The 24667-nt window shown below is 66.5% G+C and carries 26 protein-coding genes; 5 read left to right on the top strand and 21 right to left on the bottom strand.

All coding sequences use genetic code 11. From position 1 onward, the window contains the following. Positions 1–4 precede the first annotated feature (4 nt). The 13 genes from JW958_06360 to JW958_06300 form a co-directional block, all read right to left on the bottom strand. A complete protein-coding gene (locus JW958_06360; GenBank protein MBN1825872.1) occupies positions 5–334 on the bottom strand; it encodes a divalent-cation tolerance protein CutA in 330 nt (109 codons plus the stop codon). Positions 335–350: 16 nt separating this feature from the next. Further along, positions 351–1382 carry a phosphoribosylformylglycinamidine cyclo-ligase gene (locus tag JW958_06355; GenBank protein ID MBN1825871.1) on the bottom strand — a complete coding sequence of 344 codons (1032 nt, stop codon included), beginning with the start codon at positions 1380–1382 and terminating at the stop codon, positions 351–353. Positions 1383–1389: 7 nt separating this feature from the next. Further along, entirely contained in the window at positions 1390–2118 is a 729-nt protein-coding gene (locus tag JW958_06350; protein ID MBN1825870.1) for a hypothetical protein, read from the bottom strand. A 241-nt stretch (positions 2119–2359) separates the two neighbouring features. Next, a complete protein-coding gene (locus JW958_06345) occupies positions 2360–3259 on the bottom strand; it encodes a sugar kinase (GenBank protein MBN1825869.1) in 900 nt (299 codons plus the stop codon). A gap of 14 nt (positions 3260–3273) precedes the next feature. Then, a complete protein-coding gene (locus JW958_06340; GenBank protein MBN1825868.1) occupies positions 3274–5028 on the bottom strand; it encodes an arginine--tRNA ligase in 1755 nt (584 codons plus the stop codon). 6 nt (positions 5029–5034) lie between these two features. Beyond that, a complete protein-coding gene (rsfS, locus tag JW958_06335; protein MBN1825867.1) occupies positions 5035–5409 on the bottom strand; it encodes a ribosome silencing factor in 375 nt (124 codons plus the stop codon). Continuing rightward, positions 5406–7811 carry a ComEC/Rec2 family competence protein gene (locus JW958_06330; GenBank protein MBN1825866.1) on the bottom strand — a complete coding sequence of 802 codons (2406 nt, stop codon included), beginning with the start codon at positions 7809–7811 and terminating at the stop codon, positions 5406–5408. Before JW958_06330 ends, rsfS begins: the two co-directional genes overlap by 4 nt. A 299-nt stretch (positions 7812–8110) precedes the next feature. Beyond that, positions 8111–8272, bottom strand: a complete 162-nt coding sequence (locus JW958_06325; protein MBN1825865.1) for a hypothetical protein — start codon at positions 8270–8272, stop codon at positions 8111–8113. Between the two features lie 122 nt (positions 8273–8394). Further along, positions 8395–9051, bottom strand: a complete 657-nt coding sequence (rplC, locus tag JW958_06320) for a 50S ribosomal protein L3 (GenBank protein MBN1825864.1) — start codon at positions 9049–9051, stop codon at positions 8395–8397. 121 nt (positions 9052–9172) lie between these two features. Then, positions 9173–10630 (bottom strand): trehalose-6-phosphate synthase, encoded by a 1458-nt coding sequence (locus JW958_06315; protein MBN1825863.1) that lies wholly within the window; start codon positions 10628–10630, stop codon positions 9173–9175. Then, on the bottom strand, positions 10627–11421 hold the full coding sequence (gene otsB, locus JW958_06310; GenBank protein MBN1825862.1) for a trehalose-phosphatase: 795 nt from the start codon (positions 11419–11421) through the stop codon (positions 10627–10629). Before otsB ends, JW958_06315 begins: the two co-directional genes overlap by 4 nt. 34 nt (positions 11422–11455) lie before the next feature. Further along, a complete protein-coding gene (locus tag JW958_06305; GenBank protein MBN1825861.1) occupies positions 11456–12697 on the bottom strand; it encodes a glycosyltransferase in 1242 nt (413 codons plus the stop codon). Then, positions 12694–13374: a hypothetical protein gene (locus tag JW958_06300; GenBank protein ID MBN1825860.1), complete on the bottom strand. Its 681-nt coding sequence runs from the start codon at positions 13372–13374 to the stop codon at positions 12694–12696. Before JW958_06300 ends, JW958_06305 begins: the two co-directional genes overlap by 4 nt. A 212-nt stretch (positions 13375–13586) precedes the next feature. On the opposite strand from JW958_06300, the gene JW958_06295 reads away from it, so the two are divergent. The 3 genes from JW958_06295 to JW958_06285 are packed head-to-tail and all read left to right on the top strand — an operon-like array spanning position 13587 to position 15545. Then, positions 13587–14192: a sigma-70 family RNA polymerase sigma factor gene (locus tag JW958_06295; GenBank protein ID MBN1825859.1), complete on the top strand. Its 606-nt coding sequence runs from the start codon at positions 13587–13589 to the stop codon at positions 14190–14192. 7 nt (positions 14193–14199) lie between these two features. After that, positions 14200–14931 carry a hypothetical protein gene (locus tag JW958_06290; GenBank protein MBN1825858.1) on the top strand — a complete coding sequence of 244 codons (732 nt, stop codon included), beginning with the start codon at positions 14200–14202 and terminating at the stop codon, positions 14929–14931. Then, positions 14928–15545: a hypothetical protein gene (locus tag JW958_06285; protein MBN1825857.1), complete on the top strand. Its 618-nt coding sequence runs from the start codon at positions 14928–14930 to the stop codon at positions 15543–15545. The genes JW958_06290 and JW958_06285 overlap by 4 nt, the downstream gene beginning before the upstream one ends. A gap of 208 nt (positions 15546–15753) precedes the next feature. Here the strand turns inward: JW958_06285 and JW958_06280 are convergent, their stop codons facing one another. The 6 genes from JW958_06280 to JW958_06255 all read right to left on the bottom strand — a co-directional run bounded on the left by JW958_06280 (position 15754) and on the right by JW958_06255 (position 20030). Beyond that, the gene (locus JW958_06280; protein MBN1825856.1) at positions 15754–16080 is read right to left on the bottom strand and encodes a YkgJ family cysteine cluster protein; all 327 of its coding nucleotides are present in this window, start codon (positions 16078–16080) and stop codon (positions 15754–15756) included. Next, positions 16077–16547, bottom strand: a complete 471-nt coding sequence (locus JW958_06275; GenBank protein ID MBN1825855.1) for a redoxin domain-containing protein — start codon at positions 16545–16547, stop codon at positions 16077–16079. Before JW958_06275 ends, JW958_06280 begins: the two co-directional genes overlap by 4 nt. Before the next feature lie 21 nt (positions 16548–16568). After that, positions 16569–17747, bottom strand: coding sequence for an iron-containing alcohol dehydrogenase (locus JW958_06270; protein MBN1825854.1), 1179 nt, complete (start codon positions 17745–17747; stop codon positions 16569–16571). A gap of 27 nt (positions 17748–17774) precedes the next feature. Then, a complete protein-coding gene (gene fbaA, locus JW958_06265; GenBank protein MBN1825853.1) occupies positions 17775–18806 on the bottom strand; it encodes a class II fructose-bisphosphate aldolase in 1032 nt (343 codons plus the stop codon). 241 nt (positions 18807–19047) lie between these two features. Beyond that, on the bottom strand, positions 19048–19611 hold the full coding sequence (locus tag JW958_06260; GenBank protein MBN1825852.1) for a manganese efflux pump: 564 nt from the start codon (positions 19609–19611) through the stop codon (positions 19048–19050). A gap of 41 nt (positions 19612–19652) precedes the next feature. After that, positions 19653–20030: a response regulator gene (locus tag JW958_06255; GenBank protein ID MBN1825851.1), complete on the bottom strand. Its 378-nt coding sequence runs from the start codon at positions 20028–20030 to the stop codon at positions 19653–19655. A gap of 220 nt (positions 20031–20250) precedes the next feature. On the opposite strand from JW958_06255, the gene JW958_06250 reads away from it, so the two are divergent. Further along, entirely contained in the window at positions 20251–20703 is a 453-nt protein-coding gene (locus tag JW958_06250) for a ferritin family protein (GenBank protein MBN1825850.1), read from the top strand. A 96-nt stretch (positions 20704–20799) separates the two neighbouring features. Here the strand turns inward: JW958_06250 and JW958_06245 are convergent, their stop codons facing one another. Further along, complete coding sequence (locus JW958_06245) at positions 20800–22824, bottom strand: urocanate hydratase (GenBank protein ID MBN1825849.1); 2025 nt, start codon at positions 22822–22824, stop codon at positions 20800–20802. Positions 22825–22947: 123 nt separating this feature from the next. Between JW958_06245 and JW958_06240 the strand changes: the two genes are divergently transcribed. Next, positions 22948–23982: a dihydroorotate dehydrogenase-like protein gene (locus JW958_06240; protein MBN1825848.1), complete on the top strand. Its 1035-nt coding sequence runs from the start codon at positions 22948–22950 to the stop codon at positions 23980–23982. 58 nt (positions 23983–24040) lie between these two features. Here the strand turns inward: JW958_06240 and JW958_06235 are convergent, their stop codons facing one another. Continuing rightward, positions 24041–24619, bottom strand: coding sequence for a GNAT family N-acetyltransferase (locus JW958_06235; GenBank protein ID MBN1825847.1), 579 nt, complete (start codon positions 24617–24619; stop codon positions 24041–24043). Positions 24620–24667 lie beyond the last annotated feature (48 nt).

Below are 24667 nucleotides of genomic sequence, written 5' to 3'. Positions count from 1 at the left end.
GTTCCTATTCCTCCAACGAAGCGGCGATCCAATCCAGATAGGGAGCCGATCCCCCGTCGATCGGTAGAACGAGCATTTCCGGGACTTCGTAGGGATGAAGCTCCCGGATCGTCTCTTCCAATCGGTCCAGAAGGGGCGCGGCGGTCTTCACGATCAGGAGATCCTCTCCGCCCGACTCGATCGTCCCTTCCCATCGATAAACCGATCGGATTCCCGGCACCCGGTTCACGCAGGCGGCGAGGCGGCGCTCCACCAGCGCGCGGGCGATGGTCTCCCCCGCGCCGTCCGCGGGGGCGGTCACCAGGAGCACCGCGTAACCTTCCCGTTTCTCCATTGTCCCGCACCTCCGGTCAGGCGAAGCGGACGCGCCTCTCTCCCTCGACGATCCCGCCGATCACCATCGCGCCGGGCTCTTTCCCCGCCGCTTGGAGCGCCTCCTCCTCCCGGCCGGAGGGGACCACGGCCGCGAGGCCGATCCCCATGTTGAAGGCGCGGTACATCTCTTCCCGATCGACCCCGCCGTGGCGCTCGATCAGGCGGAAGATCGGAGGGACGGTCCAACGGTCCCGGTGGATGAGGGCGTCGCATCCCTCCGGCAGGATCCGGGGCACGTTGTCGACGAGGCCGCCGCCCGTGATGTGGGCGAAGCCGCGGGCGAGTCCGGCGGCGACGATTCCCTCGATGGCGTTCCGATAGCTCCTGTGCGGCCGCAGGAGCGCTTCCGCAAGCGTTTCCCCCAGCTCCTCCACGGGATCCTCCAGGTGGAGGCCCGCCTCGTCCAGAAGCGCGCGTCTCGCGAGGGAGTAGCCGTTGGTGTGGAGTCCGGTGGAGGGGAATCCCACGATCGAGTCGCCGGGTCGGATCGCGGCGCCGTCCACCAACCCCTCCCGCGAGGCGATCCCCACGATGAAGCCGGCGACGTCGTAGTGTCCCTCTCCGTAGAGACCGGGCATCTCGGCGGTCTCTCCTCCGAGGAGCGCCACGCCGTGCCGGCCGCAGGCGTCGGCGAAGCCCCCGAGGAGCGGCTCGAGGACCTCGGGCGGCAGAGAACCGCCGGCCAGATAATCGAGAAAGAAGAGGGGGCGGGCGCCGAGCACGGCGATGTCGTTCACGCAGTGGGCGACAAGGTCCTCTCCGACACGGTCGTGCCATCCCATGCGGGCGTGGAGGAGCACCTTCGTTCCCAGACCGTCGGCGCTGGCGACCAGCACGCGGTCTTCCGCTCCGGGCAGGGCGAAGCACCCGCCGAACAGCCCCACGTCGCGAACCACCTCCGGGCCGAAGGTCGCCCGGATGCGTCCCTTCACGCGCTCCAGCGCGGCGGCGTTGGCGTCGATATCGACGCCCGCGTCTCGATACTTCAAGTTGTTTCTCCCTGCGATCTCGCGGTTACGAAGGGGAGGGGCCGGGCGTGGAGCCCGCCACCCACTCGATCCCTTCCGCGGCCTCCAAACGGCCGACGTATCGGTTCACCGCGTTCAGGGTAGCGTAAAGTGCGGAGAGATTCACGTCCCGATGGGCGAGTGCGGATCCGAGCAGGGGGAAGGAGCGGTCGGCGGAGACATGCTGCACGTGCACGAAAACCGCCTCCCCGTCGCCGAGGGAGCCGCGGTTCACATCGCCGAGTTGGAAGTTCCCTTCGGACACGAAGCGATCGACCGCCTGAAGGGTGGCTTCCGCGACGGCGCGCAGAGGACCGGAGGCGAGCGAAAAGGAGGCTTTGCCGAAGCTCCGGAATTCGCCGCGGGCGAGGATCACCTCCACCTCCCCTCCTGTCGGGTTGAGGGTGGTGCGGAGCGTGAAAAAACGGATCCGCTCCGAAACGGGAGCCCGGCGCGTCGGTTCCGGGGCCGCCTCCGCCTCCGACACGACGGCGATGCTCACTTTGCGGTGGTCGATACGGGCGTCGAAAAGGGCGAGGCAGACCGTTTCCACGTCCCGGATGATTTGCTTGGGGTGCCGGTCTTGTCCGGCGATGACGTGGATTTCGAGGAGGCCGTCTTCGGCGTCGGTGACCACCCGGCAGGAGCGCACGCCCGTGATCTTGCGTATCTCCCCCTCGGCGCGACGGGGATCACGAATCCGGGCCTCTCCTGGGCGGGCGGTTCCTTCAGGCATCGGCTCCGTCGTCCGTGGGATCGAAGGGATCGATCCCACTCGTTCCACGGCTCGATCTTCGCCGACCGCCCGAGGGAGCGATCCCGAAGAGCCGTCGATTATTGTTAAGCGGTCGTGCGGACCGGACCGGCTTGGCGGGCGCTTCTATGGATCCGGAAACGTGCTAGATTCTAGCATATCCGGGCGCTCCGTTCCAGGGAAACCTGGCCGCGGGTTCTTCTCGGAGCGTAAAAGAGCGGTTTTAGATCGTGATCATGGAACGGATCGTCCGCACTCTCTCGTCGTATTCCCCGTCGGTCAGACTCTCCAGGCGCCGGGGACCGAAATCCTCCACCACGAAGGACGCGATCGCCGTTCCGTGGAGCATCGCCTCACGGAAAGAGGAGTCGTCGAAGGAGCCGCGACCGGCGAGGCGCCCCAGCATACCGCCGGCGAAGGAGTCGCCGCCGCCGGTCGGATCGCGGACCGTTTCGACGGGGTAGGCGGGGACGGCGAAGAAAGCGCCGTTCCGATAGAGCACGGCGCCGTGCTCTCCCTTCTTCGCCACCACCGTGGAGGGCCCGAACTCGGTCACCCGCCGGATCGCCTTCACCAGGTTCTTTTCGCCGGTCAGCTCCATCGCCTCCGAGTCGTTGAGGAAGAGGGTGTCCACACGGCGGAGCAGCCGCTCCAGCCCGGCCCGGTCCCCCTTGATCCAGTAATTCATCGTGTCCGCGGCGACGTGCTTGGGGCACTTCATCTGGTCCAGCACCTCTTCCTGGAGGGCCGGCGCGATGTTCCCGAGGAAAAGCACGGGCGTGTCGCGGTATCGCTCGGGAAGCTTCGGATGAAAACCTTCGAACACGTTGAGGCGCGTGTCGATCGTCAGCCTGTCGTTCGGATTCCACCCGTATTCGCACTCGTAGGCGAAGGTCTCGCCCGGAAGAGTCTGGAGCCCTTCCAGGTCCACCTTCCGGTCGGCGAGGAAGCGCATCCCTTCCTCGGGGAAGTCCTCGCCCACCACGCCGACGAGTCGGACTTCCGTGAAACGGGAGGCGGTGCCGGAGAAATAGATCGCCGAGCCGCCCAGGGCCTTGTCCGTCTCGCCGTAGGGCGAACGTACGGTGTCGAGCACGATGGATCCGACGACGAGAATCGACATGGTCTCCCCCATTGCTACATCGATTCCGGCGCGTGAACGCCGATAAGGTCGAGGCCGTTTCGGAGGACCAGGCGGATCGCCCGCAGGAGGGCGAGGCGCGCGGCGGTGCTTTTTGCGTCTTCGGTTACGACCTGAACTTTGTGATAGTAACCGTGGAAGGCGGCGGCCACCTCTTTCAGATAAGTCGGAAGGCGATGCGGTTCCCGGGTGGCGGCCGCGAGGGCGATCACATCCGGGAAGGCGTCCAGCATGCGGAGGATATCGAATTCCTCCTCCCGGTCCACTCCGGTCCGGTCCTCCGCGCTCTCCCCCGCCGCCGGCGCTACGCCCGCCGCCTCGGCGTGGCGGAAGACGCTGCATATGCGGGCGTGAGCGTATTGCACGTAGTAGACCGGGTTGTCCAAGCTCCGGCTCTTCGCCAGGTCGAGATCGAAGTTGAGGTGGCTGTTCGGCCGGAGCATGAGGAAGAAGAACCGCGCCGCGTCCGCCCCCACCTCCTCGATCAGTTCCCGGAGGGAGACGAACTCGCCGGCCCGTTTGGACATCTTCACCGTCTCGCCGCCGCGGAGCAGGTTGACCTGCTGCACGATCATCACCTCGAGCCAGTTCTCGGGCGCGCCGAGGGCGAGGAGGGCGCTCTGCATGCGCGGCACGTGGCCGTGGTGGTCCGGGCCCAGGATGTCGATGGCGTGGTCGTAGCCGCGATTCTTCTTGTCCCGGTGGTAGGCTACGTCGGCGAGGAAATAGGTGGGCGCCCCGTTGGAGCGGATCACCACGCGGTCCTCGTCGTCCACGTACGCGCTGGAACGGAACCAGCGGGCGCCGTCCTTTTCGTAAACGTCCCCCGCCCTCTCCAGGTCCGCCAGGGCCGCCTCCACCGCCCCCTCCGCGTGAAGCTCCGACTCCCGGAACCATCGGTCGAATCGGACGCCGAATTTTTCCAGGTCGGCCCGTTGGGCGGCGAGCATCTTTTCGAGCGTCCAGAGGCGAAGAAGGAGGCGATGCGCGGCGTCGTCGATCGGGCAGGGATCGGGGAGAGCGGAGTCGCCGCCGGCGGGCGAAGAGCCGAGCCGCGAGAGAAGCGCGGATGCCGCCGGCCCGATCCGTTCCGCGCCCAGCCCTTCCGGTGAACGGGGAAAGCGCGGCTCGAAGATCGCCCGCGCCTCCTCGGAAAGCTCCTCCACGTAGGCGCCCCTGTATCCTTCGCCCGGGAAATCCCCCGCCTTTCCCTCCAGATACCAGAGGACCGTGTCGACCAGATGGTCCACCTGGGAGCCGGCGTCGTTCACGTAGAACTCCCGATCCACGGCGTGGCCGGTCGCTTCGAAGAGGCGGGCGAGGGTGTCCCCCACCGCCGCCGCCCGGGCGCTCACCACGTTCAAGGGACCGGTCGGATTGGCGCTGACGAATTCGATCTGCCTGCGTAAAGCCCGTTCCGGTTCGGAACGGCCGTAGCGTTCCCCCTCTTCCAGGATGTGGCCGAGCAGATCGTGCAAGGCGGCGGGGCGGAGCTTCAGGTTGAGGAAGCCGGGGCCGGCGATCTCGACGGACCGGAAGAAACCGGAGGCTTCCAGGTCGGTTTTCAACTCCTCCGCCAGCTCCCGCGGCTTTCGCCGGAGCCCTTTGGCGAGAACCATGGCCGCGTTGGCGGCGAAATCGCCGTGGCTCTTCTCCCGCGGCGGTTCCACGCGAAGGTCGGCGGCGGCCTCCTCCCCCCAACGGGAGCGAACCGCGCGCCGGAGAATGTCCTCCGTTTTGCTTCGCAGCATGGTTTTTTAATCCTCGAATTGTTCGGCCGGGGCGTCGCCCCAGAGGCGTTCGAGCCCGTAGAAATCGCGCAGCTCGTCGAGGAACACGTGGATGACCACGTCGAAACAGTCGATCAGCACCCACCGGCGGTCGGTATACCCTTCGACGTGGTTGACGCGGACACCCCTCCCCTCGAGCCCCTCGATCACCGCGTCCGAGACCGCCCGGACCTGTTGATCGCTCCCGGCGCCGCCGATGACGAAGAAATCCGCCGTGCTCGTGATGCTCCGGAGATCCATCACGACCACGTGGGACGCCTTGCGGTCCAGCATGCGCTCCGCGGCGAAGCGGGCCGCCTCCTGCGCGGAGAGGATCCCGGGGTTTCCGTTTTGCTCGCTCATGGCGCCTCCGGGGACGTGCGGATTTTGGTCCGAAACCGGTTTGCGATCCTATCACAGCGCCGCGATTCCCCTCCAGCGAAAAGCCCCCGCGGTTCCGGGCGAAACGGAAGCCTCCTCTCCAAGCGGGGCGCCTCCGCGGCGCGCCCCCGCATTCGCACGCGGCGCCCGTCGGTGACGATGGTGATTCCCCCGTGCAGGTCGGTGCGGAAGAGCGCCGACCCCGCCCGTTCGACGCGGGCGAGCACCCCGCGGTCCGGATGGCCGTAGCGGTTGTTTCGACCGCAGGAGACGATCGTCGCCGCCGGGCGGGCGGAGACGAGAAAGGGAAGAGCGCAGCCCCTTCGCGCGCCGTGATGGGAGGCGATGAGCACGGTGATTCCCTTCGCCTCGCCGCTCCGCCGGAGCGCCCTCTCCATCTCCGGCGTCGCGTCGCCCGTGAAGAGGATGGTGAAGCGGCGGTACCGGAGAAGGAGGGTCAATGAAGAGGCGTTGCTCTGATCGGGCGGCACGCGCCCCTCCGGCGCCGTGAGCACGCGCAGCTCCGCGCCGCATCGGAAGCGGTGCGTCGCCCCGCGGAGCGCCGAGGCTCGGATCACGCCCCCCGTGTCCCCGGCGGAGGCGCTCCTCCCTTTCGCCGGATCCGCGCGGACGACGCCGTTTTCCAGCAGACGCCGGATCGCGCCCTCCTCGATGAGGCGGTCCAATCCTCCCATGTGATCGCCGTCCGGGTGGGTGATCACCGCGAGGTCCAGCGCCTCCGCGCCCCGCCGCCGCAGGAAGGGGAGGACTACGTGCCCGCCGGCGTCGAAGTCCCCCCAACGGGGACCGAGATCGACGGCGACTCTCTCCCCTTCCGCGGTCTCGATCACCGCCGCCGAGCCCTGCCCCACGTCCAACACGGTGATTCGGAGAGGCCAAGGGTCGTGAAAAAGGAGGACGGGGAGGGGCGACAAACCGACGAGAAGGAAAAGCGCCGCGCGGCTCCTGCGATAGCGGAAGACGACCGCGAGAAGAAGGACGGTCAGGGCCAGACCACGGGCGTCCTCCACTCCCAGGCGGATCGTGTCCGGCCCCCAATGGTCCCACCGGCCGACGGCGCCGCGGAGGAGCGCCAACGACCCCCATGCGGCGTCTTCCAGAAGGCGGTCCGCGATCGGGTGAACCGGTCCGAGGGTCGTCCAAGCGGAGCCCGCGGCGAGGGCGAGGATCAACGCCGGCGCGGTCGCGGCGGTGGCCGCCGCCCCGAGCGGAGCGAACCGGCCGAAGTGCCAGAGCACGGCGGGAAGCGTCGCGGTTTGCGCCGCCGCCCCAACCAGGATGGGCGCCGCCGCGTAGCGGCCGATCGGGCCTGCGGCGAGCTTCCTGAGGAGGGGAAGGACGGCCAGAATCCCCGCCGTGGCGGCGAAGGAGAGCTGAAAGGAAACCTCGCCCGCCGCGGCGGGATCGAAGGCGAGGGCGATCAGCGCCGCGACGCCGAGGGCGTTTCCCGGCGCGGGCCGTCTCTCCAGCAGGCGGCCGATCGCGAGGAGGGAAGCCATCACGAGGGCGCGCAGAAGAGAGACGGGAAACCCCGCCGCCGCCCCGAAAAACCAAAGCAGCGCGACCGCCGACACCGGGACCCACCGCCGCGGGATCGGGACGACGCCGAGGGGGACGCGGAGGAGCGCGTAGAAAATACCGAGGTGAAGACCGGAGAGGGCGAGCAGATGGGCGAGCCCGGTTTCCCGGAACGATTCGACCGTCTCCGGGTCCAGCCGGGAGCGGTCTCCCAGGAAGAGAGCGAGATAGAGCGCCCCCTCCTCTCCGCCGAGACGGTCCGCCCTCTTCCGTATCCCGCCGGCGATCGGGGCGAGAAACCCCCCTCCCTTCCCGCTCACCCGCGCGCTTTCCGCGCGAAGGATCCCCGCCCCTCCCCTGCGGCGTTCTCCCGCGTAACGATCCGGGGCGTAGGGATTTCGCGGTTCCGGATACGGTTCGAAGCGGCCCTCCGCTTCGATCCACGTTCCCTTCGGGAGAACGGAACCTGCACCGCTCCACTCCTCCCCTTCGGGGAGCCGGATCAGAAGGCGGTTCCCCGCGCCGGGTCCGGCGGTGATCCGGACGGGAGCCGCTCCGCTACGATCCACACCGCCGAGGAGGCGCGCGGCGAGATGGACGGTCCGTCCCGTGGGCGGGGGCGGCCCGGACGGGGTGGTCCTCGTCTCCCATGCCGCGAGGGCGGCGACGGCGGGGATCAGGAGGAGCGCGATCCTATCGATCGTCGCGCTCGCCCGTAAACGGGCTGCCGCATGGAGGAGCAGAAGCCCGAACAGCGCCCCGGCGGCCGCGTGCGGGGGGAGAGTGACCCGGTGAGCCGTCAAGATACCGGGGAGGGCTAATAGGAAGAGGCGTAGTGCGGGCATAATTCCTGTGGGGATCGTGGGTGGGCCTTTGGCGGGTACCGGCCGCCGGGCCTTCTCTCTCCCTCGCTTCTTCTGGGGAATGGCAAGGGACGTGCCCGCTCCCGCCGCCGCGCCGAATCGACGAAGCGGCTTGCTTGCAACGGATTGGCGTTCGCTTTCCGTGGCGTGTCCGGCCGGGGGGGATCACGGCGTGGTCGATCGGGGCCGCCGGGCGCCTACATCGTGGTCGTTACGGCGCCGCCGAAAAAACAAAAACGGGTCGCCGGAAGCGGCCCGCGCGTTCTGTCCGAACGAGGCGATTAAAAGAGGGTGTAGATGAACGGGGCGACCGCGGATCCCTCGGTCAGAACGATCAGAAGGCTGAGAAGGACGAGAAGCACCAGGATCGGCGCGAGCCACCACTTCTTCCGGTGGATCAGAAACTGAAACAGCTCGCGGAGGATCGACAGTTTCCCCCCCATGGGGTTCCTCCCTCTTGCCGGCTCGCGGCTCCCCGGTCGGGGAGCGGATCCCTTTCGCGACGGGGCGCGAAGAAAAAGGGAGCCCCGCGGGGCGGGACTCCCGGACGGAACCGGTTCGTCGGTCAAACCTTCTTGCGACCCGCCTTCTTGACCGCTTTGCGGATCAGGACCATGCCGTTCCGCGCGCCGGGGATGCCGCCGCGAATCAGGATCAGGTTCTGATCCGGTAGGACCTCCTCCACGCGGAGGTTCATGACCATGGTCCTTACGTTCCCCATCTGCCCGGGCATCTTCCGTCCCTTGAAGAGACGGCCCGGCGTGGCGCACTGGCCGATGGAGCCGCCGTGGCGGAAGAACTCGTGGGTGCCGTGGGTTTGGTTCTTCCCGGAGAAGTTGTGACGCTTGATCACGCCGGCGAAACCGCGCCCTTTGGAACGGCCCACCACGTCCACCCAGTCGCCCGGCTCGAAACGATCGATATCGATCGTGCCGCCCACTTCCAGCTCCGCGATCTCATCGTCGGAGACTCGCGATTCCATGAGCACGCGGGCCGGCTCCACTCCCGCCTTCTGGAAGTGCCCGGCCATCGGCCGCGTGGTCCGGTTCTTTTTACGCCGCCCATAACCGATCTGGATGGCGTTGTATCCTTCCTTGTCCTTGGTTTTCTTCTGAACGATCGGGCAGGGAATCGCCTCGATCACGGTGACCGGGATGGCGTGTCCCTCTTCGTTGAATCGCTGGGTCATGCCGATCTTGCGGCCCAGCATACCGATAGCCATACTCTCTATCCTCCTGAACTGACGGTTTTCCAAGCCAGAAATGAAATAATGGCATGGGAGGGATGACTTGTCAACCCGTTCCTTCGGGGTTCCGGGGAGCTTTTCGGGGGGATGCGGCCGGCTAGAAGCCGGGCTCCACCGGTGGATAATCGTCCAGATCCCGGGCGACCGCGGCCCGGAGGAAAGAGTCGACCCACCAAAAGATATCATGTTTTCGAATGCCCCGCCGCAGCTTCCGCATCCGTTTCCGGCGCTCCTCGTGGGGCATGACAAAGGCGTCGTGGATGGCGTCCCCCACGGCGTTCACGTCGAACGGGTTCACCAAGATCGCGCCGTGGCGGAGCTGGGCCGCGGCGCCGGCGAACTCGCTCAGAATCAGCACGCCCGTCTCTTCCAGGCTGGAGGCGCAGTATTCCTTCGCCACCAGGTTCATGCCGTCCCTGAGCGGCGTGATCACGGCGATCTCCGCGGTGCGGTAGTAGGCGAGAAGCTCGGCCGTATCCAGGCCGCGGAACACGTAGTGGATCGGCACCCACCCGGAAACGGTGAATCGGCCGTTGATCTCGCCGACCAGGCTTTCGATCTCGATCTTCAGGGCTTGGTACTCGGGTATGTCCTCGCGGCTCGGCACCACCACCTGGATCAGCGTCACTTTTCCGTGGAGGTCGGGGTAGCGGATCAGCGCGTTGCGGAACGCTTCGAGCCGGAGGGGAATCCCCTTCGTGTAATCGAGACGGTCCACCCCGAGGATGATCTGCCGCTCCGGAATGTTCTCGTGGATTCTCCAGGCGATGTCCGCCACTTCGCCGGTGCCGGCCCGCTGGGAGAAATAACGGTAGTCGATGCTGATCGGGAAAACGCCCATGCGGGTTTGGTGTCCCTCGTGTTCGGCCGCGATCACGCGTCCCTTTCCGCGGATCGTGACGTCGCCGAGAAGCGTGCGCAGGCATTGGACGAAGTTGATGCGGTCTCGCTGCGTTTGAAAGCCGATCAGATCGTAGTGGAGAAGGTCACGGAGCACCTGCTCCCGCCAGGGGAGTTTTTGAAAGATGTCCGGGCAGGGGAAGGGGATGTGGAGGAAGAAGGCGAGCCGCCGCGAGGCGCGGACCGACCGCACTTCCTGAGCGGCGCTCATCAGGTGATAGTCGTGCACCCAGATCGTATCCCCGTCCCGGGTGTGTTCCAGAATCGCGCCGGCGAATTTCCGGTTCACGGTCTGGTAGGTCTCCCAGTAGGCCGGGTCCATGTTGCACCGGTCCAGGAGATCGTGGAAGAGTGGCCAGATGATCTCGTTCGAGAAGCCGAGGTAGAAATTGCGCTCCTCGGACGGGGTGAGGGGGATCGCGCGCAGGTCGTACCCGCTCCGGCGGCCCGCCTCCTCGAGTGCCCCGGAAAGGTCCCCCTCGGCGGTGGTGCCGGACCATCCGATCCAGATGCCGCCACGGTCGCGCAGGATCGGCGCCATGGCGGTCACCAGACCGCCCGAACCGCGGCGGATCCGCCAACCCGATTCGTCCCGGTCGACCACCACCGGCAGGCGGTTGGAAACGACGACCAGGCAGTTGGGGCAGCGCGTCATTTCCGATCCCCCATCGCATCGATCCAGCGGCCCAGAAATTCGAGAAGTTCCCCCGGCGGGCGGATCCAGAGGTCCGCCGCGGTGGGCCGGAGCTCTTCCCGCACCAACACCCGGAGCCCCCTCCCCTCGAGTGCACGGAAGGCGTCCTCGTCGGTCCAGTCGTCGCCGAGGTACGCCGAGGGGACGTCGTCCTCCACCTCGGAGATCACGGTGTCCACGGCGAAGCCCTTGGTCCGTCCCCCGGCGCGGAGTTCCACGCCGCCGTCGAACTCGGCGATCAGGAGTTCGTTTCCGGCGGCGAAACGTGTCCAGGCTTCGACGGCGCGCGCGCGGAGGTCCTCCACGCGATCGGGCGGGAGGCCGCGCCAGTGCAGCGCCAGCCCCGCCGGCTTTCTTTCGATCCTGTCCTGCAACCGCTCGGCGATCGCCCAATCATCCGCCTGGGCGAGTCCCATCACCGTCGGCTCCTCGAGAGGGGCCAGCTCCACGCGGCCGTCGGGGAATCGCCTTTCCCATCCGTGGGATGCCCAGATCTCCGGCGGCCGTTCCAGTCCGAGCAGGGGGAGGACGTGTTCGCTCCACCGTCCGGTGACCAGCACGACTCGGCAGCGTTTCAGCCGGAGCAGATCGCGAAGAAGATCCCGGACGCCCGGATAGGGGACGGCGAGTTCCCTCTCGACCCGGAAGGGGGCCAGCGTGCCGTCGTAGTCGAGAAGGAGCACGCTCCGCGCCGCGGCCGCAAGTCGCCCGAAGAATTCGTCCGGATCCGTTCGGTCGTTCAGAACGCGCATGCCGGTCTTCGACGAAGGGGCGGGGCGATCTTCATCAGTCCAGGACCACACGATCGCCGGTCCCACGGGTGAGGGTCAAGATCAGGGTGAGGTATTCCCGGAGGTGCCGCGTGAGCAGGAAATGCTCGCGCACGAACTCCCTCGCTTTTCGGCCCATATCCTCCATGAGCGGCCTTTTACTGTACAGATAGCGGATCCGGAGCGCCGCTCCCTCCGGTGTGTTGACCAGGAAACCGGTTTGGTGGTTGACCACCTGGAGGCGGATCCCGCCGGTGTCGCCGCCGATCACCGGCTTCCCCTTCCACATCGCCTCCGTCACGGTGAGTCCGAATCCTTCGCGCGTGGATTTTTGAAGCACGATGTCCGACGATCGTTGCAACGCGTTGATGGTCCGGTGCGCGTCGGCCGGTAGGAGGAGGATGTGCACGTCCGGATCGTCCTCGGCGGCCGAGCGGACCTCCTGCAGCACCGCTTCCCCCTCCGGATCGTCGCTGGCGCCTCCGCCGGCGAGCACGAGCTGTAATCCCGAGACGAAACGCTTGGTCATCCGGTACGCCTCGATGACGCCCACCGGATCCTTGAAACGATCGAAGCGGGAAACCTGCGTGATCATGGGGCGCTCCGGATCGATGCCGAACCGGGCGATCGTCTCGCCGATCTCCTTCGGGTCCAGTTCCCGGTTTTTATCGCTCAGCGGATCGATGCTGGGAGGGATCAGATATTCCGGGTGCGGGAGGGCTTGGGAGAAGGCGGCCAGGGAGAAGATGCTGGCGTCGTAATCCGCCACGAAACCTCGCAGATACTTCCAGGTGGGCCGGTAGGGGCGGCTCGCGTCGATGTGGCATCTCCAGACCCATTTGCCGGTTCTCTCGGGGACGAATCGGAGGAGTGGCGCGGGCTGGGGGTCGTGAATGATCACCAGGTCGGCCGTCGCCAGTTTTTCCCGCAGCTCCTCGGCGTTTTGCCGGTTCGTCTCCTCGAAGACGCGGAGGAGCGAGTCCGAAACGGGCGCCCGGTTCCCCTGGAGACCGTTGTGAAACGACTTGGTGCACTGGTAGAACTCGCTCGGTCCGGAAATCACCTCCCACGTCGCGTCGATTCCCAGTTCCCGTTTCAGGGGAACCAATTTGTCCAGAATCTCCGCCACGCCGCCGCCGACGCGAGTGGAGTTTACGTGGACCACCCTCATCCCCCGGAGCGGTGCCGCCAATTGGTGGAGGTGTTCCACTACCTCCTCGCCCGCCACCTCGGCGTACTGTTGCAGCAGGTCGCTCACGCCTTCTCCCCTCCCAGGTGTTTCCGGAAAATGCCGGACAGGTGCCGCCGCAGATCCGCCAGAGTGGTGAAGTAAGGATCGACCCCGGTCAGCTCGTTGCAGAGGGGGCTGTAGGCGTCGCCCAGGTCCCGGAGCCACCCATGGAAATCGTCCACCCCGTCCGGGGTCCGGCGGCGGGCGTCGATGACGTGAAAGAAGATGCTCCCCAGGGAGATGTGCGGGATCGCCTCGACCAGTTCCTCGGGGTGGTGGAGTCTCCGGTGGGTGTTGAAGACGACGATCTGGGACCGGATAAAGGCGAACTGGTTGTCCACGCTCGACCAGGGGACGTATTCGCTTTCGTCGAGTCGCTCCTCGACCACGTCGAGGATGTCGCTCCGCAGATTTTCCAGGTCGTCGTAGTCGGTCGGATCGATGATGGCGAGTCGTTCCGCCAGGCGCTCGTCATGGAGGCCGTGGGCGGCCCAGGCGGCGAAGTCGTTGTTGTACTCCGGGTCGTCGATACGCGGCCGGAGGAGCCCCCCCCAGAAGTGGTAGTAAATCGCGTCCGGGTGGATATCGCGGAGGAGGTCCCTCAGTTCCCGCAGGTTCTGAGCCCTCACGCCGATGGCGATCGCGGAAAGGGCGCAGTCGCGTATCACGAAGGGTCGCATCGTTTTTTTTCGCTTCGAAGTCATAAGCCCTCATAGCCCAAGCTAGACAAATCACGACAACGAGGCAAGGATTTTCCCGGAAACGCCCCCTCCCCCCCTTCTTGACAGCCCCGTGTTCGCTCGCATAGCCTGGGGTCGCGCGGGGGTCCGCGGGACATTCGATCCTCTATTCTCTTTAAGCGGAACGCGGACCCGATCCGTCTATTCTGGTGAGAACCGTGTACCGGGAGGGAGCGTTGGGCCAAGCCATGGAGCCGATGGATCTGGCCCTTGTGGGACAGGTCCTGGAAGGGGACGTACAAGCCTTCAACCGGCTGGTCGCTCGATGGGAACGGGGCATTTACTGCTTCGTCTACCGTGTGGTCGGGCACGAGGAGGACGCCCGCGATCTGGTCCAGGAGACCATGATCCGGGTCTATCAAGGGCTGGACCGCCTGAAGGATCCGGCCAAGTTCCCCTCCTGGCTGTTTCGGATCGCGCACAACGTCTGTCTCGACAAGCTGAGGAGCGGGAAGAACCGCTCCATGATCTCCAAGGAAACGCTCGTCGAGAACGGTATGGAGCGGATCCTGGAGGAGAGGATCGACCGGTTTCAAGGGCTGCCCGATCCGGACGAGGCGCTCTACAGGCGGGAGCTGTCGGAAATCCTCGGGCAGGCGTTGATGACGCTGTCGGAGGAGCAGAGAACGGCGCTCGTGATGCGCGAGTACCACGGATACACCAGCCGGGAGATCGCCGACATCCTCGGCATCCCGGTCGGCACGGTCCGATCCAGGATATTTCACGGTCTTCGGAACCTCGAACGGGTGCTTCGCAGGTTGCGTGCCGAGGAAGGACGGTAGATCGCTGATGGATCGACGCGAGATGGAAGAACTTCTCGTGGGATACCTCTACGGAGAGCTTTCCTCCGAGGAGCGGGAGCGGGTGGAAAGGGAGATCGCTCGCGATCCCGTTTGGGAGAAAACACTGGAAGAGATGCGGGGCGTTTCGGGGTTGCTGCGCCGTATGGAGGAGCCCGAACCGAAGGTCCGTTTCGCATGGACCGCGCTCTCCGAGCGGCGGCCCTTCCCGCGGCGGATGTCCGCCGCCCCCCGGTTGCTTCGCAGGCGGACACTCTGGAGCGTCGCGGCGGGCGTGGCCGCGGCGGTCCTTTTGATTCTGGGGAACGCGCGTGTGACCTTGGATGAGGGGCGGGTCGCTTTCTCCCTCGGCCGCTCTTCCTCGCCCGACGTGTTCCTGGAGGCGCCCGACCGGGGCGTCCCGTTGCAGCTCACCTCGGGCGGCGGCGCCGTCGCGCCCGTCGCCGACTACATCACCCGCGAGGACTTCCTCCGTGGCCAGGCGGAATTGGTCCGTTTCGTGGCCACTCTGATCCGGGAGAGCGAGGATCGTCAGGCCGACCGCTACCTCGCCACCTTCCAGAACTACCTGCGGGACGCGGAATCCGAGCGGCAGGACGATATGTTCCTGATGGACCGCCGCCTCGGAGAGATGGAGGAAGGAACCCGGGACATCATGAACCGGATCGACACGGAACACAACGACGCCCGGACGGGTCCCCCCGAGGAGGATCGACGATGATGCGCAAGGCCCTTCCGGTCCTGCTCTGCCTGGTCTTCGCGGCGCCCATGGCGCACGCGACGCCCCCCGACACGGAGCTGATCGGTAAGAAGATCGGGATGATGGAGAAGATCCTGGACGCCACCCTGATCGACAGCAAGCATGCCCTGGTGATGCGGGGCGAGAACACGCAGGGGACCTATCTGGAAGGACTCGGCGCGTTTTTTACCCTCGAGTTCTCCTTTGTGGACGAGGCGGACACCAAGAGACTTCTCGGTTTTCTGAACGATCTGGACTCTCTGAAGGCGTTCTGGGGCGAGTTGGTCGGCAAGGAAGACCAGAAAAAGATCGAGGAGATCTCCGACCGCCGCCGCCGCCAGCTCGATAAGATCGAAGAGGAACTCGTGGAGACGATCATCGATTACGGCTCTTCCCTCTCCATGATCGGCGGCGACGAATCGATCCTGCTGGTCGCGTTCCCCTACAGTTGGGACAAGGAGTGGGTCGTCGCGCCGGTCCCCCTCCGCCATCTCACGATTCGGGTTCGCATGAAGGATCTCGAAGACGGCGACGAGGGCCGTATCGATGAAGACGAATTGCGGCGGAGGGTCACGGTGACGGAAATCGCGCGGTGAACGCTTTTCCCGGGACGGGATTGAACCGGGAGGAACGCGAAGAAAGCCGGGAAAAGAAATCTCCCGCGGAGACGCGGAGGTGGAGAGAGAAGAAGGAGCGCGGCCTCCGTTTTTCCGATCTCTCCGCCTCCGCGTTTTCACGGGACGGGGTTTTCTTTATCGTCTCTCATTCGTTTCGTGATCGTCGCTGTCCGGAACCGGGCCTCTTCTAACCACCCCAACCCGGGCAGTCGTCATCGGTCCTCCATAGACGCGGATAATCGCGGCACTGGCGCGGCCTCGCCTCGTACACCGCGCACCGGTCTCCTTCCAGGAACACGCAGGACCCGTCCTCTTTTTCGATCAGGCTGAGCTGGGCCCGGTTGGAGGCGACGCGCGCGTAGCGTGCGAGGAAAACCGCCTCGTCCAGTCCGAGGGCGGCCGCGAGGCGCTCGCGATCCGCACGGTCGAGCAGGACGTAGCCGGGGCGCCGGCAGCAGGCGCCGCAGCGGCGGCACCGGAAGGAGCGCTCTCCGGTAGAATCCCTGACGCTCATCCCGTCGCCGATCGATCCAGGGCTTCGAGAAGATCCCGGTTCGGCGCGATGTCCGCCATGGTGCGGCCGTACCGGGCGAAGAGCACCTCGCCGGAGCGGGCGATCACGAACTGAGCGGGGAGACGGCCGAGGGAGAGAAGACTTGCACTTTGACCATACCGATCCAAAACGATACGTGCCGGATCGGGAAGCCCCGGAAAAGGTAGCTTCAGATGGACCCAATGGCGCCGGAAGTCTTCGGGACGCTCGGGAGCGATGACCAGGATCTCCGCGCCTCGCCGGACGAATTCCGGATAGGCGCGGCGGAGGCGGATCATGTGCCTTTTACAGAAGGGACAGAGAAACCCGCGGTTCAGGATGAGCACCACGGCGCTCCGGGCGAGCAGATCGGAGAGACGGAAGCGTTCCCCGTCGGCGCTATCGAGAGTGAAATCGGCCGCCGCCGCGCCCGCGATGACGCGCGCCATGCCGTCCCCCCTTCCTTTTTATCATGCCTTCCCGCGCGCGGCCGTTCCGGAAGCGAGGCGGAGAATCTCCTCCACCTCTTCCCGGCCGATGTCGCGGTGTTCGCCGATCCGTCCCCAACGCGCCTCGACCCGCGCGGGGATCGGCGCCCAACCCTCCGGATCGATGCCGTAATCGGCGAGCCGGGTGGGACAGCCGACATCGCGGAAGAAATGCTCCGTCCTCTCGATCGCCTCGTTCACGGCTCGATCCTCGTCGTCGCCGTCGATTCCCCACACGCGGCGGGCGTAGAGGAGCAGCTTTCCCCGTTTCGCTTCCTTCCGAAGCCGGAGCATCGCCGGCATCACCACCGCCAGCGAGCGCCCGTGATCGAGGCCGTGGAGGGCGGTCAGCTCGTGGCCGATCAGGTGGGTCGCCCAGTCCGACGCCACGCCGACGCCGATCAGTCCGTTCAACGCCTGCGTGGCCGCCCACATCAGGTTCGCCCGGGCGTCGTAATCCCGCGGGTTCGCGCGGACCTTGGGCGCCTCTTCGATCAACGTGTGCAGGATCGCTTCCGCCTGCCGGCCCTGGAGCGGCGCGTTTACATCGTAGGTCAAATACTGTTCGAGCACATGAACGTAGGCGTCCACGATCCCGTTGGCGGTTTGCCGCTCCGGTAGCGAGAACGTGGTTTCCGGATCGAGGATGGAGAAACGGGGGAAGACGAGCGGGCTTCCCCATGGAATCTTCTCCCCCGTGGAGCGGCGACTGATCACGGAGCCGGAGTTCATCTCCGAGCCGGTCGCCGCGAGGGTCAGCACGCCTCCGAAGGGGATCGCCTCGCGTACCGGCGCGTGCTCGCTCACGATCGTCCACGGGTCTCCGGCGTCGAAGGGGATCGCGGCGGCGATGAACTTCACGGCGTCCCAAACCGAACCGCCTCCCACCGCCAGCAGGAATTCGGCCTTCTCCCGGCGACCCGTCTCGACGGCTTCCATGCACGTCTCGTAGAGCGGGTTCGGCTCGATCCCGCCGAAGGCGCTCCAGCCGCGTCCATCGAGGGCGGAGGCCACCTGGTCGTAGACGCCGTTTTTCTTGATCGAACCGCCTCCGTAGATTACGAGCACGCGCTTTTCCGGCGGGATCCACTCGGCGATCTTGGGGATGGTTCCCCTGCCGAAGAGGATCCGCACCGGATTATGATACGTAAAATTTTTCATCCCGCCCCTCCTTCCACTCGAGGACGCCTACCCGCCGAAGAGGGTCGTCCCGGCCGCCCGCAGATCGTCCACCGCCCGCATGACCCTCTCGGCCATGCCCCGCTCTCCCTTCTTCAGGTAGGCGCGGGGATCGTACGCCTTCTTGTTTCCCACCTCGCCGTCGGTCTTCAGGACGCCGTCGTAGTTCTTCATCATGTGGTCCACGATCGGCCGGGTGAAAGCGTACTGGGTGTCGGTGTCCACGTTCATCTTGATCACGCCGTATTCGAGGGTTTCGTGGATCTCTTCCGGACTCGACCCGGAGCCGCCGTGGAAGACGAGCCAGAAATGGACGTCGTCGCCGTGGGCCTTGCGGAGCGCCTCCTGCCCCTCCCGGAGGATTTTCGGGCGGAGCTTCACGTTTCCGGGTTTGTACACGCCGTGCACGTTGCCGAAGGTGGCGGCGAACATGTAGCGCGCCCCCTTCACCTCGCCGAGGCGGCGATACACCTCGAGCATGTCCTCGGGCGTGGTGTAGAGCTTCTCCTTCGGGCCTTCGTGGGCGACGCCGTCTTCCTCGCCCCCCACGACTCCCGCCTCCACCTCGAGGATGATCTCCGAGTCGTGGCAGCGCCGCAGCAGCGCCACGGCGGTTTCCATGTTCTCGCCCAGCGGAAGCGCCGAGCCGTCAAACATATGACTGTTGAAGAGATTCGGCAGCCCCGCGGCGCGGCGGCGCTCCGTCTCCTCGATGAGGGGAACCAGGAAGGGATCCACCTTCTCCTTCTGGCAGTGGTCCGTGTGGAGCGCCACGTAGATGTCGTACTTCTCGGCGGCGCGGTGGGCGTACTCCGCCAGGGCGATCGCTCCCTCGGCGGCGTTCTTCACGCCCAGCCCGGAGGCGAACTCGCCGCCGCCCGTGGAGACCTGAATGATCCCATCGCTCCGTTTCTCGGCGAAGGCTTCGAGCACGGCGTTGATGGTGACCATGGAAGTGATGTTGATGGCCGGATAAGCGAAACGGTTCTTGTAGGCGTTCTCCAACATCCGAACGTAAGTGCGATAATCGGCGACTGGCATGTTCTCTCCTCCGAATCGAGCGCGGGCAAAGGAGCCGCGTCGTGGTTTCTCGAATCCGAACTCGTTCCCGGCGGGCGGTTCCCGATGGGGAGTCGGAAGCGCGCGGTCCCTCCGGCGGGAACGGTCCGTGCCGGTCGGAGGGCGCCCGTCGGGAACGCCGGCCGGCCGGACCGGATCGGACCAAGGAAGGACATGCTTTATCTTAGGTCCGGTCATCGCCGGAGGCAACCATTCCCGGAGGTCAGCCCAGAAGATGGGCGAGAAGGATCCGAATGCCGATCGCCCAGAGCACGACGCCGCCCGCGATCTCCGCCCTCCCCCCGAAGACGCGGCCGAGGCGGCAGCCGACGCGTGTGCCGACGAACGCGATCCCGGCGGTCACCACGCCGATCACCACGGCCGGGAAAAGGATCGGGCCGCGCAGCAGGGCGAGCCCGAAACCGACCGCCAGGGCGTCGATGCTGGTGGCGAGACAGAGGGTGATCATGAGCCAACCCCGAGAAGGATCGCCGCGGCGGCTCTCACCCCTCCCGCCCCCCTCTCGGATCATCCGCGTCCCCACGAAGGCGAGGAGGCCGAAGGCGATCCAGTGGTCCCAGGAATCGACCCAGCCGGCGATGCTCCGACCGGCGAGCCAGCCGAGCACGGGCATGATCGCCTGGAAGAGGCCCGTGTGAAAGGAGAGACGCAACGAGGAGCGGAGGCCGGACACGCGGCCGGCGCAGAAGGCGGCGGTGCAGACCGCGAAGGCGTCCATGGCGAGGGCGACGGCGAGAAGGAGGGTTTCAGCGATGCCCGGGCGCATGGACCCCCCCCGGACGGCGGCTGTGGGATCGCGCCATCCGGCTAAATGCCGGCGCCCGGCGCGAGCAGTTTCCCCACCTTTTCCGCCAGCGTCTCCGGTTTGATCGGTTTGGCGAGCAGCCCGGCGATCGGCAGGTCCCGCCGCTCCTCGACCCGGCCCGGCATGCTGGTGATCATCAGGATCGGCGGGCTTCCGTTCGTACGACCGATCTCACGGGCGACCCGGAAGCCGGTCTCCTCGTCCTCCATCATCAAGTCGAGGATCACCAGGTCGGGCCGCTCCGCGCGGAACGATGTGATCCCCTCCCGGCCGCTCAAGGAGGCCACCACACGGTAGCCCCGCGCTCCGAGCACGGTCTCGCAGAAGAACCCGAAATCCGGGTCGTCGTCGATAACGAGGATCTTCTTCGCGTCCTTCATGAAGGACCCTCGAGTCGGATGATGGCGGCGCGCCCGCGCTCTCTTACGGCGCGGGTCGCCTCGGAAATCCTTTGGGCCGGGGAATCGCCCCATCGGGCTATCCGCACGATACGCTTCCGGCGCCTTTTCTGTCAAGGCGGCCGGCCGGGTGGCGCCGGTGAGGCGAAGGCTGTATCTTCGGAAAAGAGAAGACGAAACGGATTCACACTTGGGGGACACGATGGATCGCAAGCTGTTCCGGAAAACGCTGGAGTTCGCAGTCCAGAACGAGGCGGAAGCCCAAAGATTCTACCGGCGCGCCGCGGAGGTCACATCCAACGGCGCCCTGAGGAGCCTCTTTCGGGAGCTGAGTAAAGAAGAGGCGAAACACAAGGCGATGATCGAACGTTTCCTCGCCAACCAGGAGATGGAGATCCGGTTCGATCGCGTACCGGACCGCCTCCTCCCCAGTCGCCCCGGTCCTTTCCCTTCGGCGGAGATGGCGATCGCGGACGCGCTCCGTCTGGCGATGAAGAAGGAAGAGGAGGCGAAGGACCTCTACACCGGGCTCGCGAAGGGGTGCGATGATCCGGAAGAGAGGAAGGTCTTCCTCGATCTGGCGGCCATGGAGATGGGGCACCGCCAGATGTTGGAGAACGCCTACTCCGACGCCGGATTCCCCACGGAGTGGTGAGGAAGGCTCGCGCGCTCCCCGAACCCGCTGGCAATGTCTTCCCCCCCGCCGTACTATCATTACCGAAACGATAGACCGCCGGTCCCGTTCTGTATCCTACGGGAACGCCTCGCCGATGGATCGCTCCACCAAATCCTCTTCCGCCTCCTCGGCGAGTGTGACCCGCATCCCTTCCTCCGCTTCTATCGCGCGCTCCACCGCGTAGCGGGCGCCCGGATTCCCCGCCCAGGCGCGCCTGGCGAGTCCGTTGGAGACGTCCCAGGAGAGCATCGCCGCCGCCCGTTCACCCGCGCGGTCCGACCCGTCCAGCACGAGCCCGAAACCGCCGTTGATCACCTCGCCCCACCCCACGCCGCCGCCGTTGTGGAGAGAGACCCAGGTGGCGCCCCGGAAGGCGTCGCCGGCGAAGTTCTGCACCGCCATGTCCGCGGTGCGGTTCGAGCCGTCTTGAATATCGGCGGTTTCCCGGAAGGGTGAGTCGGTGCCGGAGACGTCGTGGTGGTCCCGTCCCAGCACGATGGGGGCGCGCACCCGTCCCTCGCGAACGGCCCGGTTGAAGGCGAGGGCGATGTCGATTCTCCCGCTCCGGTCGGCATAAAGGATGCGGGCCTGGGAACCGACCACGAGGCGGTTCTCCTCGGCCCCTCGGATCCATCGGAGGTTGTCGAGCGTCTGCCGGCGGATCTCCGGATCGGCTCTTTCCGCAGCCCGCTCCAACACGTCGCCTGCGATCCGGTCGGTGGAGCGGAGATCCTCCGGGTCGCCGGAGCAGCAGACCCATCGGAAAGGACCGAAGCCGAAATCGAAACACATCGGCCCCATGATGTCCTCCACGTAGGAAGGATAGGTGAATCCGCCGTCCTCCCGAACGAGGCCGGGCGCGCCGGCGCGGGAAGCTTCGAGCAGGAAGGCGTTCCCGTAGTCCCAGAAACGCATCCCCCGGTCGCGCATGACGTGGATCGCCGCCACCTGTCGGCGGAGCGATTCGCGCACCCTCTCCCGGAAGCCGTCCGGATCATTCGCCATCATCCGGTTCGATTCCTCCAGCGAGAGGCCGGCCGGGTAGTAGCCGCCGAGGAAGGGGTTGTGCAGGGATGTCTGATCGCTTCCCAGCTCGACCGGCGTTCCCGCCTCCGCCAGGCGCTCCCACAGGTCGACCACGTTCCCCAGATAGCCGAGGCTGACGGGCCGGCGCTCCTTCCGCGCCCGCTCGATCCGGAGGAGAAGCCCGTCCAAGTCCTCTTCGTACTCGTCGAGCCATCCCTGTTCGTGCCGTTTTTTCAACGCCTTCGCGTCGATCTCGGCGATCACGCCGACCGCGCCGGCGATCACCGACGCCTTCGCCTGGGCGCCGCTCATCCCGCCGAGGCCGCTGGTGACGAACACCTTCCCCTCCAGCCCCGCGCCCGGTTCGAGGCCGAGGTAGCGCCGCCCCGCGTTCAGAAGCGTGATGGTGGTGCCGTGCACGATCCCCTGGGGACCGATGTACATGAAACTCCCGGCGGTCATCTGCCCGTAGGAGGTGACGCCGAGCGCGGCCAGGCGGTCGTACTCCGCGTGCGTGCCCGAGCTGGGGATCACCATGCCGTTGGTGACCACCACCCGCGGCGCGTCGGGATGGGACGGGAAAAGTCCGAGGGGATGCCCGGAGTAGAGAACCAGCGTCTGCTCCTCCGTCATCTCGGCCAGATACTTCATGGTCAAAAGATACTGGGCCCAGTTTTGGAAGACCGTGCCGTTTCCGCCGTAGGTGATCAGCTCGTAAGGGTGCTGCGCCACCGCCGGATCCAGGTTGTTCTGGATCATCAGCTGGATCGCCGCCGCCTGGGGCGTCCGGGCCGGGTAGGCGCCGATGGGCCGGGCCTTCATCTCGTAGGCGGGCCGGTAGCGGCGCATGTAGATCCGCCCGTCCTCCGCCAGCTCACGGGCGAACTCACCGGCCAGCCGCTCGTGCAGAGAGGCGGGAAAGTAGCGGAGCGCGTTCCGAAGCGCCCGGCGTCTCTCCGCCGGCGTGAGAACGCGCGGGCGGGCCGGGGCGTGGGAGATCCCCGGCGCCTCGGGGGGCGTCTCCGGAAGGTCCTCGGGGATCCCCCGGAGGATGGCTTGCTGAAACTCGTTCATGATTCCTCTCCGCGTGTCGAAAGGGCCGTCGACCGCCCGCGTCCGGGCGGATTGTTTTCGCTTCCATGATAGGCGGTCCGGCCCGCCGAGCCAAGCCCCTTGGGGAGAATCGATCCGTGCGGCTTGACTTTTCGCCGTCCTCTTTTCCACACTCTCCGGAGAAGGAGGTGCAAGGTGACGGATCTTTCTACGAAATACATGGGCATGCGGCTCGCCAGTCCGATCGTGGCCGCCAGTTCGGGGCTGACCAAGTCGGTGGAGGGCGTGGTCCGCTGCGCCGAGGCGGGCGCCGGCGCGGTAGTGCTCAAATCGATTTTCGAGGAGCAGATCATCGCGGGTGTGAGCGATCTGATGGAGAAGAGCGAAGACTCCTTTTGGCATCCCGAGGCGGCGGACTACATCATCCAGTACGGGATGGAGAACGAGGTGGATCGGACCCTCGCCCTGATCCGGGACGCGAAAGCGAAGACGAAGATCCCGATCATCGCGAGCGTGCACTGCGTCACCCCCGGGACGTGGGTCGAGTTCGCCGGCCGGATCGAGAAGGCGGGCGCCGACGCGCTGGAGCTGAACGTTTTCGTGCTCCCCTCCGACCCCCGACGGGACGGGCGCGCCAACGAGCGCGTCCACTTCGAGATTCTCGAAGCGGTGAAAAGCCGCGTGTCGATCCCCGTCTCCCTCAAGATCGGGCGTTTCTTCTCCGGTTTCGCCGGCACCGTTCGGGAGCTGGCGGATCGGGGCGCCGACGGGCTGGTTCTTTTCAACCGCTATGCCGGCATGGACATCGACACGGAGAAAATGACGGTGGTCCGCGCCGCCCCGATGAGCGAGCCCGGGGAGATCGCGGAGACGCTCCGCTGGGTGGGAATCCTCTCCGGCGCCGTTCCCTGCGACATCGCCGCCTCCACCGGCGTGCACGACGGGTCCGCCGCGGTGAAGGCGCTCCTCGCGGGCGCGGCCGCGGTTCAGGTCTGCACCGCCCTCTACAGGAACGGCGTCGGGTATATCGAAACCATGCTCCGGGAGATGGAGGCGTGGATGGGGCGCCGGGGCTTCTCCACGGTGGAGGACTTCCGCGGGAAACTCCGCCCGTGCGAGGGGGGGAACGCCGCCGCCTACGAACGCGTGCAGTTCATGAAGAGCAGCGTGGAGGCCTGACCGGCGCGGTCACCGCGCGGTCGATCGATCGGGGACGGGGCCGGGCTCCGTCCCTTTTTTATTCGCATCGTCCCTCCGTCCCCTCGTCCGGCCGCGGGGGCGGAGAGCGGAATTGCTCCCGGGAAATGGTGAAGCGAAGCGTTTCCGGCTCCTTCCCCTTTCCGTCGGGGCGGAAGCCGTTCTTCTCCAGCACGCGGATCGACGGCCCGTTTCCACTTTCCGTTTCGGCGACGACGCGGCGGACCTCCGGATGGGCGAAAGCCCAGGCGAGAAGCGCCGCAGTCCCCTCGGCGGCGAAACCGCGGCGCCGCCAGACCGGAGCGACGCCGTAACCGATCTCCACCGATCCCTCCCGATCGGGCGGTCCATGGAAGCCCCCGCTGCCGACCAGGGCGCGCCCCTCCCCACCGGGAAGGATCCAGTGCCAGCCGTACCAGCCGATCGCGTCGGGACGGAGGCGGAGCCCCTCGGCGAAGACCGGCAGCGCGTCCCGCAGCTCCTCCGGCGGCCAACCGGGTGGGACCGCCGCGCGGAGCGCCCCGCCGAACGCTTCCCCGCCGCGCATCTCCGCTTCCACCTTTTCCGGCCCCGCCGGCTCCAGAAGAAGCCGCTTCGTTCGGATCGTCCGGGGAATCATTCGACCTTCCTCCTCCCGCCAGTATCCCATGTACCGGGCCCGCGGCGC

Source organism: Candidatus Eisenbacteria bacterium (genome assembly GCA_016930695.1).
Lineage (GTDB): Bacteria > Orphanbacterota > Orphanbacteria > Orphanbacterales > Orphanbacteraceae > JAFGGD01.
This window is presented reverse-complemented; position numbering and strand designations above follow the sequence as displayed.

Bases quoted from the DNA above. Each gene is read 5' to 3' on its own strand.
- JW958_06345 (MBN1825869.1), bottom strand. From the start codon at position 3,259: ATGTCGATTCTCGTCGTCGGATCCATCGTGCTCGACACCGTACGTTCG.
- JW958_06360 (MBN1825872.1), bottom strand. From the start codon at position 334: ATGGAGAAACGGGAAGGTTACGCGGTGCTCCTGGTGACCGCCCCCGCG.
- JW958_06235 (MBN1825847.1), bottom strand. From the start codon at position 24,619: ATGATTCCCCGGACGATCCGAACGAAGCGGCTTCTTCTGGAGCCGGCG.
- JW958_06285 (MBN1825857.1), top strand. From the start codon at position 14,928: ATGATGCGCAAGGCCCTTCCGGTCCTGCTCTGCCTGGTCTTCGCGGCG.
- JW958_06260 (MBN1825852.1), bottom strand. From the start codon at position 19,611: ATGCGCCCGGGCATCGCTGAAACCCTCCTTCTCGCCGTCGCCCTCGCC.
- JW958_06270 (MBN1825854.1), bottom strand. From the start codon at position 17,747: ATGAAAAATTTTACGTATCATAATCCGGTGCGGATCCTCTTCGGCAGG.
- fbaA (MBN1825853.1), bottom strand. From the start codon at position 18,806: ATGCCAGTCGCCGATTATCGCACTTACGTTCGGATGTTGGAGAACGCC.
- rplC (MBN1825864.1), bottom strand. From the start codon at position 9,051: ATGGCTATCGGTATGCTGGGCCGCAAGATCGGCATGACCCAGCGATTC.
- JW958_06245 (MBN1825849.1), bottom strand. From the start codon at position 22,824: ATGAACGAGTTTCAGCAAGCCATCCTCCGGGGGATCCCCGAGGACCTT.
- JW958_06275 (MBN1825855.1), bottom strand. From the start codon at position 16,547: ATGGCGCGCGTCATCGCGGGCGCGGCGGCGGCCGATTTCACTCTCGAT.
- JW958_06350 (MBN1825870.1), bottom strand. From the start codon at position 2,118: ATGCCTGAAGGAACCGCCCGCCCAGGAGAGGCCCGGATTCGTGATCCC.
- rsfS (MBN1825867.1), bottom strand. From the start codon at position 5,409: ATGAGCGAGCAAAACGGAAACCCCGGGATCCTCTCCGCGCAGGAGGCG.
- JW958_06250 (MBN1825850.1), top strand. From the start codon at position 20,251: ATGGATCGCAAGCTGTTCCGGAAAACGCTGGAGTTCGCAGTCCAGAAC.
- JW958_06300 (MBN1825860.1), bottom strand. From the start codon at position 13,374: ATGACTTCGAAGCGAAAAAAAACGATGCGACCCTTCGTGATACGCGAC.
- JW958_06330 (MBN1825866.1), bottom strand. From the start codon at position 7,811: ATGCCCGCACTACGCCTCTTCCTATTAGCCCTCCCCGGTATCTTGACG.
- JW958_06255 (MBN1825851.1), bottom strand. From the start codon at position 20,030: ATGAAGGACGCGAAGAAGATCCTCGTTATCGACGACGACCCGGATTTC.
- JW958_06340 (MBN1825868.1), bottom strand. From the start codon at position 5,028: ATGCTGCGAAGCAAAACGGAGGACATTCTCCGGCGCGCGGTTCGCTCC.
- JW958_06315 (MBN1825863.1), bottom strand. From the start codon at position 10,630: ATGACGCGCTGCCCCAACTGCCTGGTCGTCGTTTCCAACCGCCTGCCG.
- JW958_06325 (MBN1825865.1), bottom strand. From the start codon at position 8,272: ATGGGGGGGAAACTGTCGATCCTCCGCGAGCTGTTTCAGTTTCTGATC.
- JW958_06280 (MBN1825856.1), bottom strand. From the start codon at position 16,080: ATGAGCGTCAGGGATTCTACCGGAGAGCGCTCCTTCCGGTGCCGCCGC.
- JW958_06290 (MBN1825858.1), top strand. From the start codon at position 14,200: ATGGATCGACGCGAGATGGAAGAACTTCTCGTGGGATACCTCTACGGA.
- otsB (MBN1825862.1), bottom strand. From the start codon at position 11,421: ATGCGCGTTCTGAACGACCGAACGGATCCGGACGAATTCTTCGGGCGA.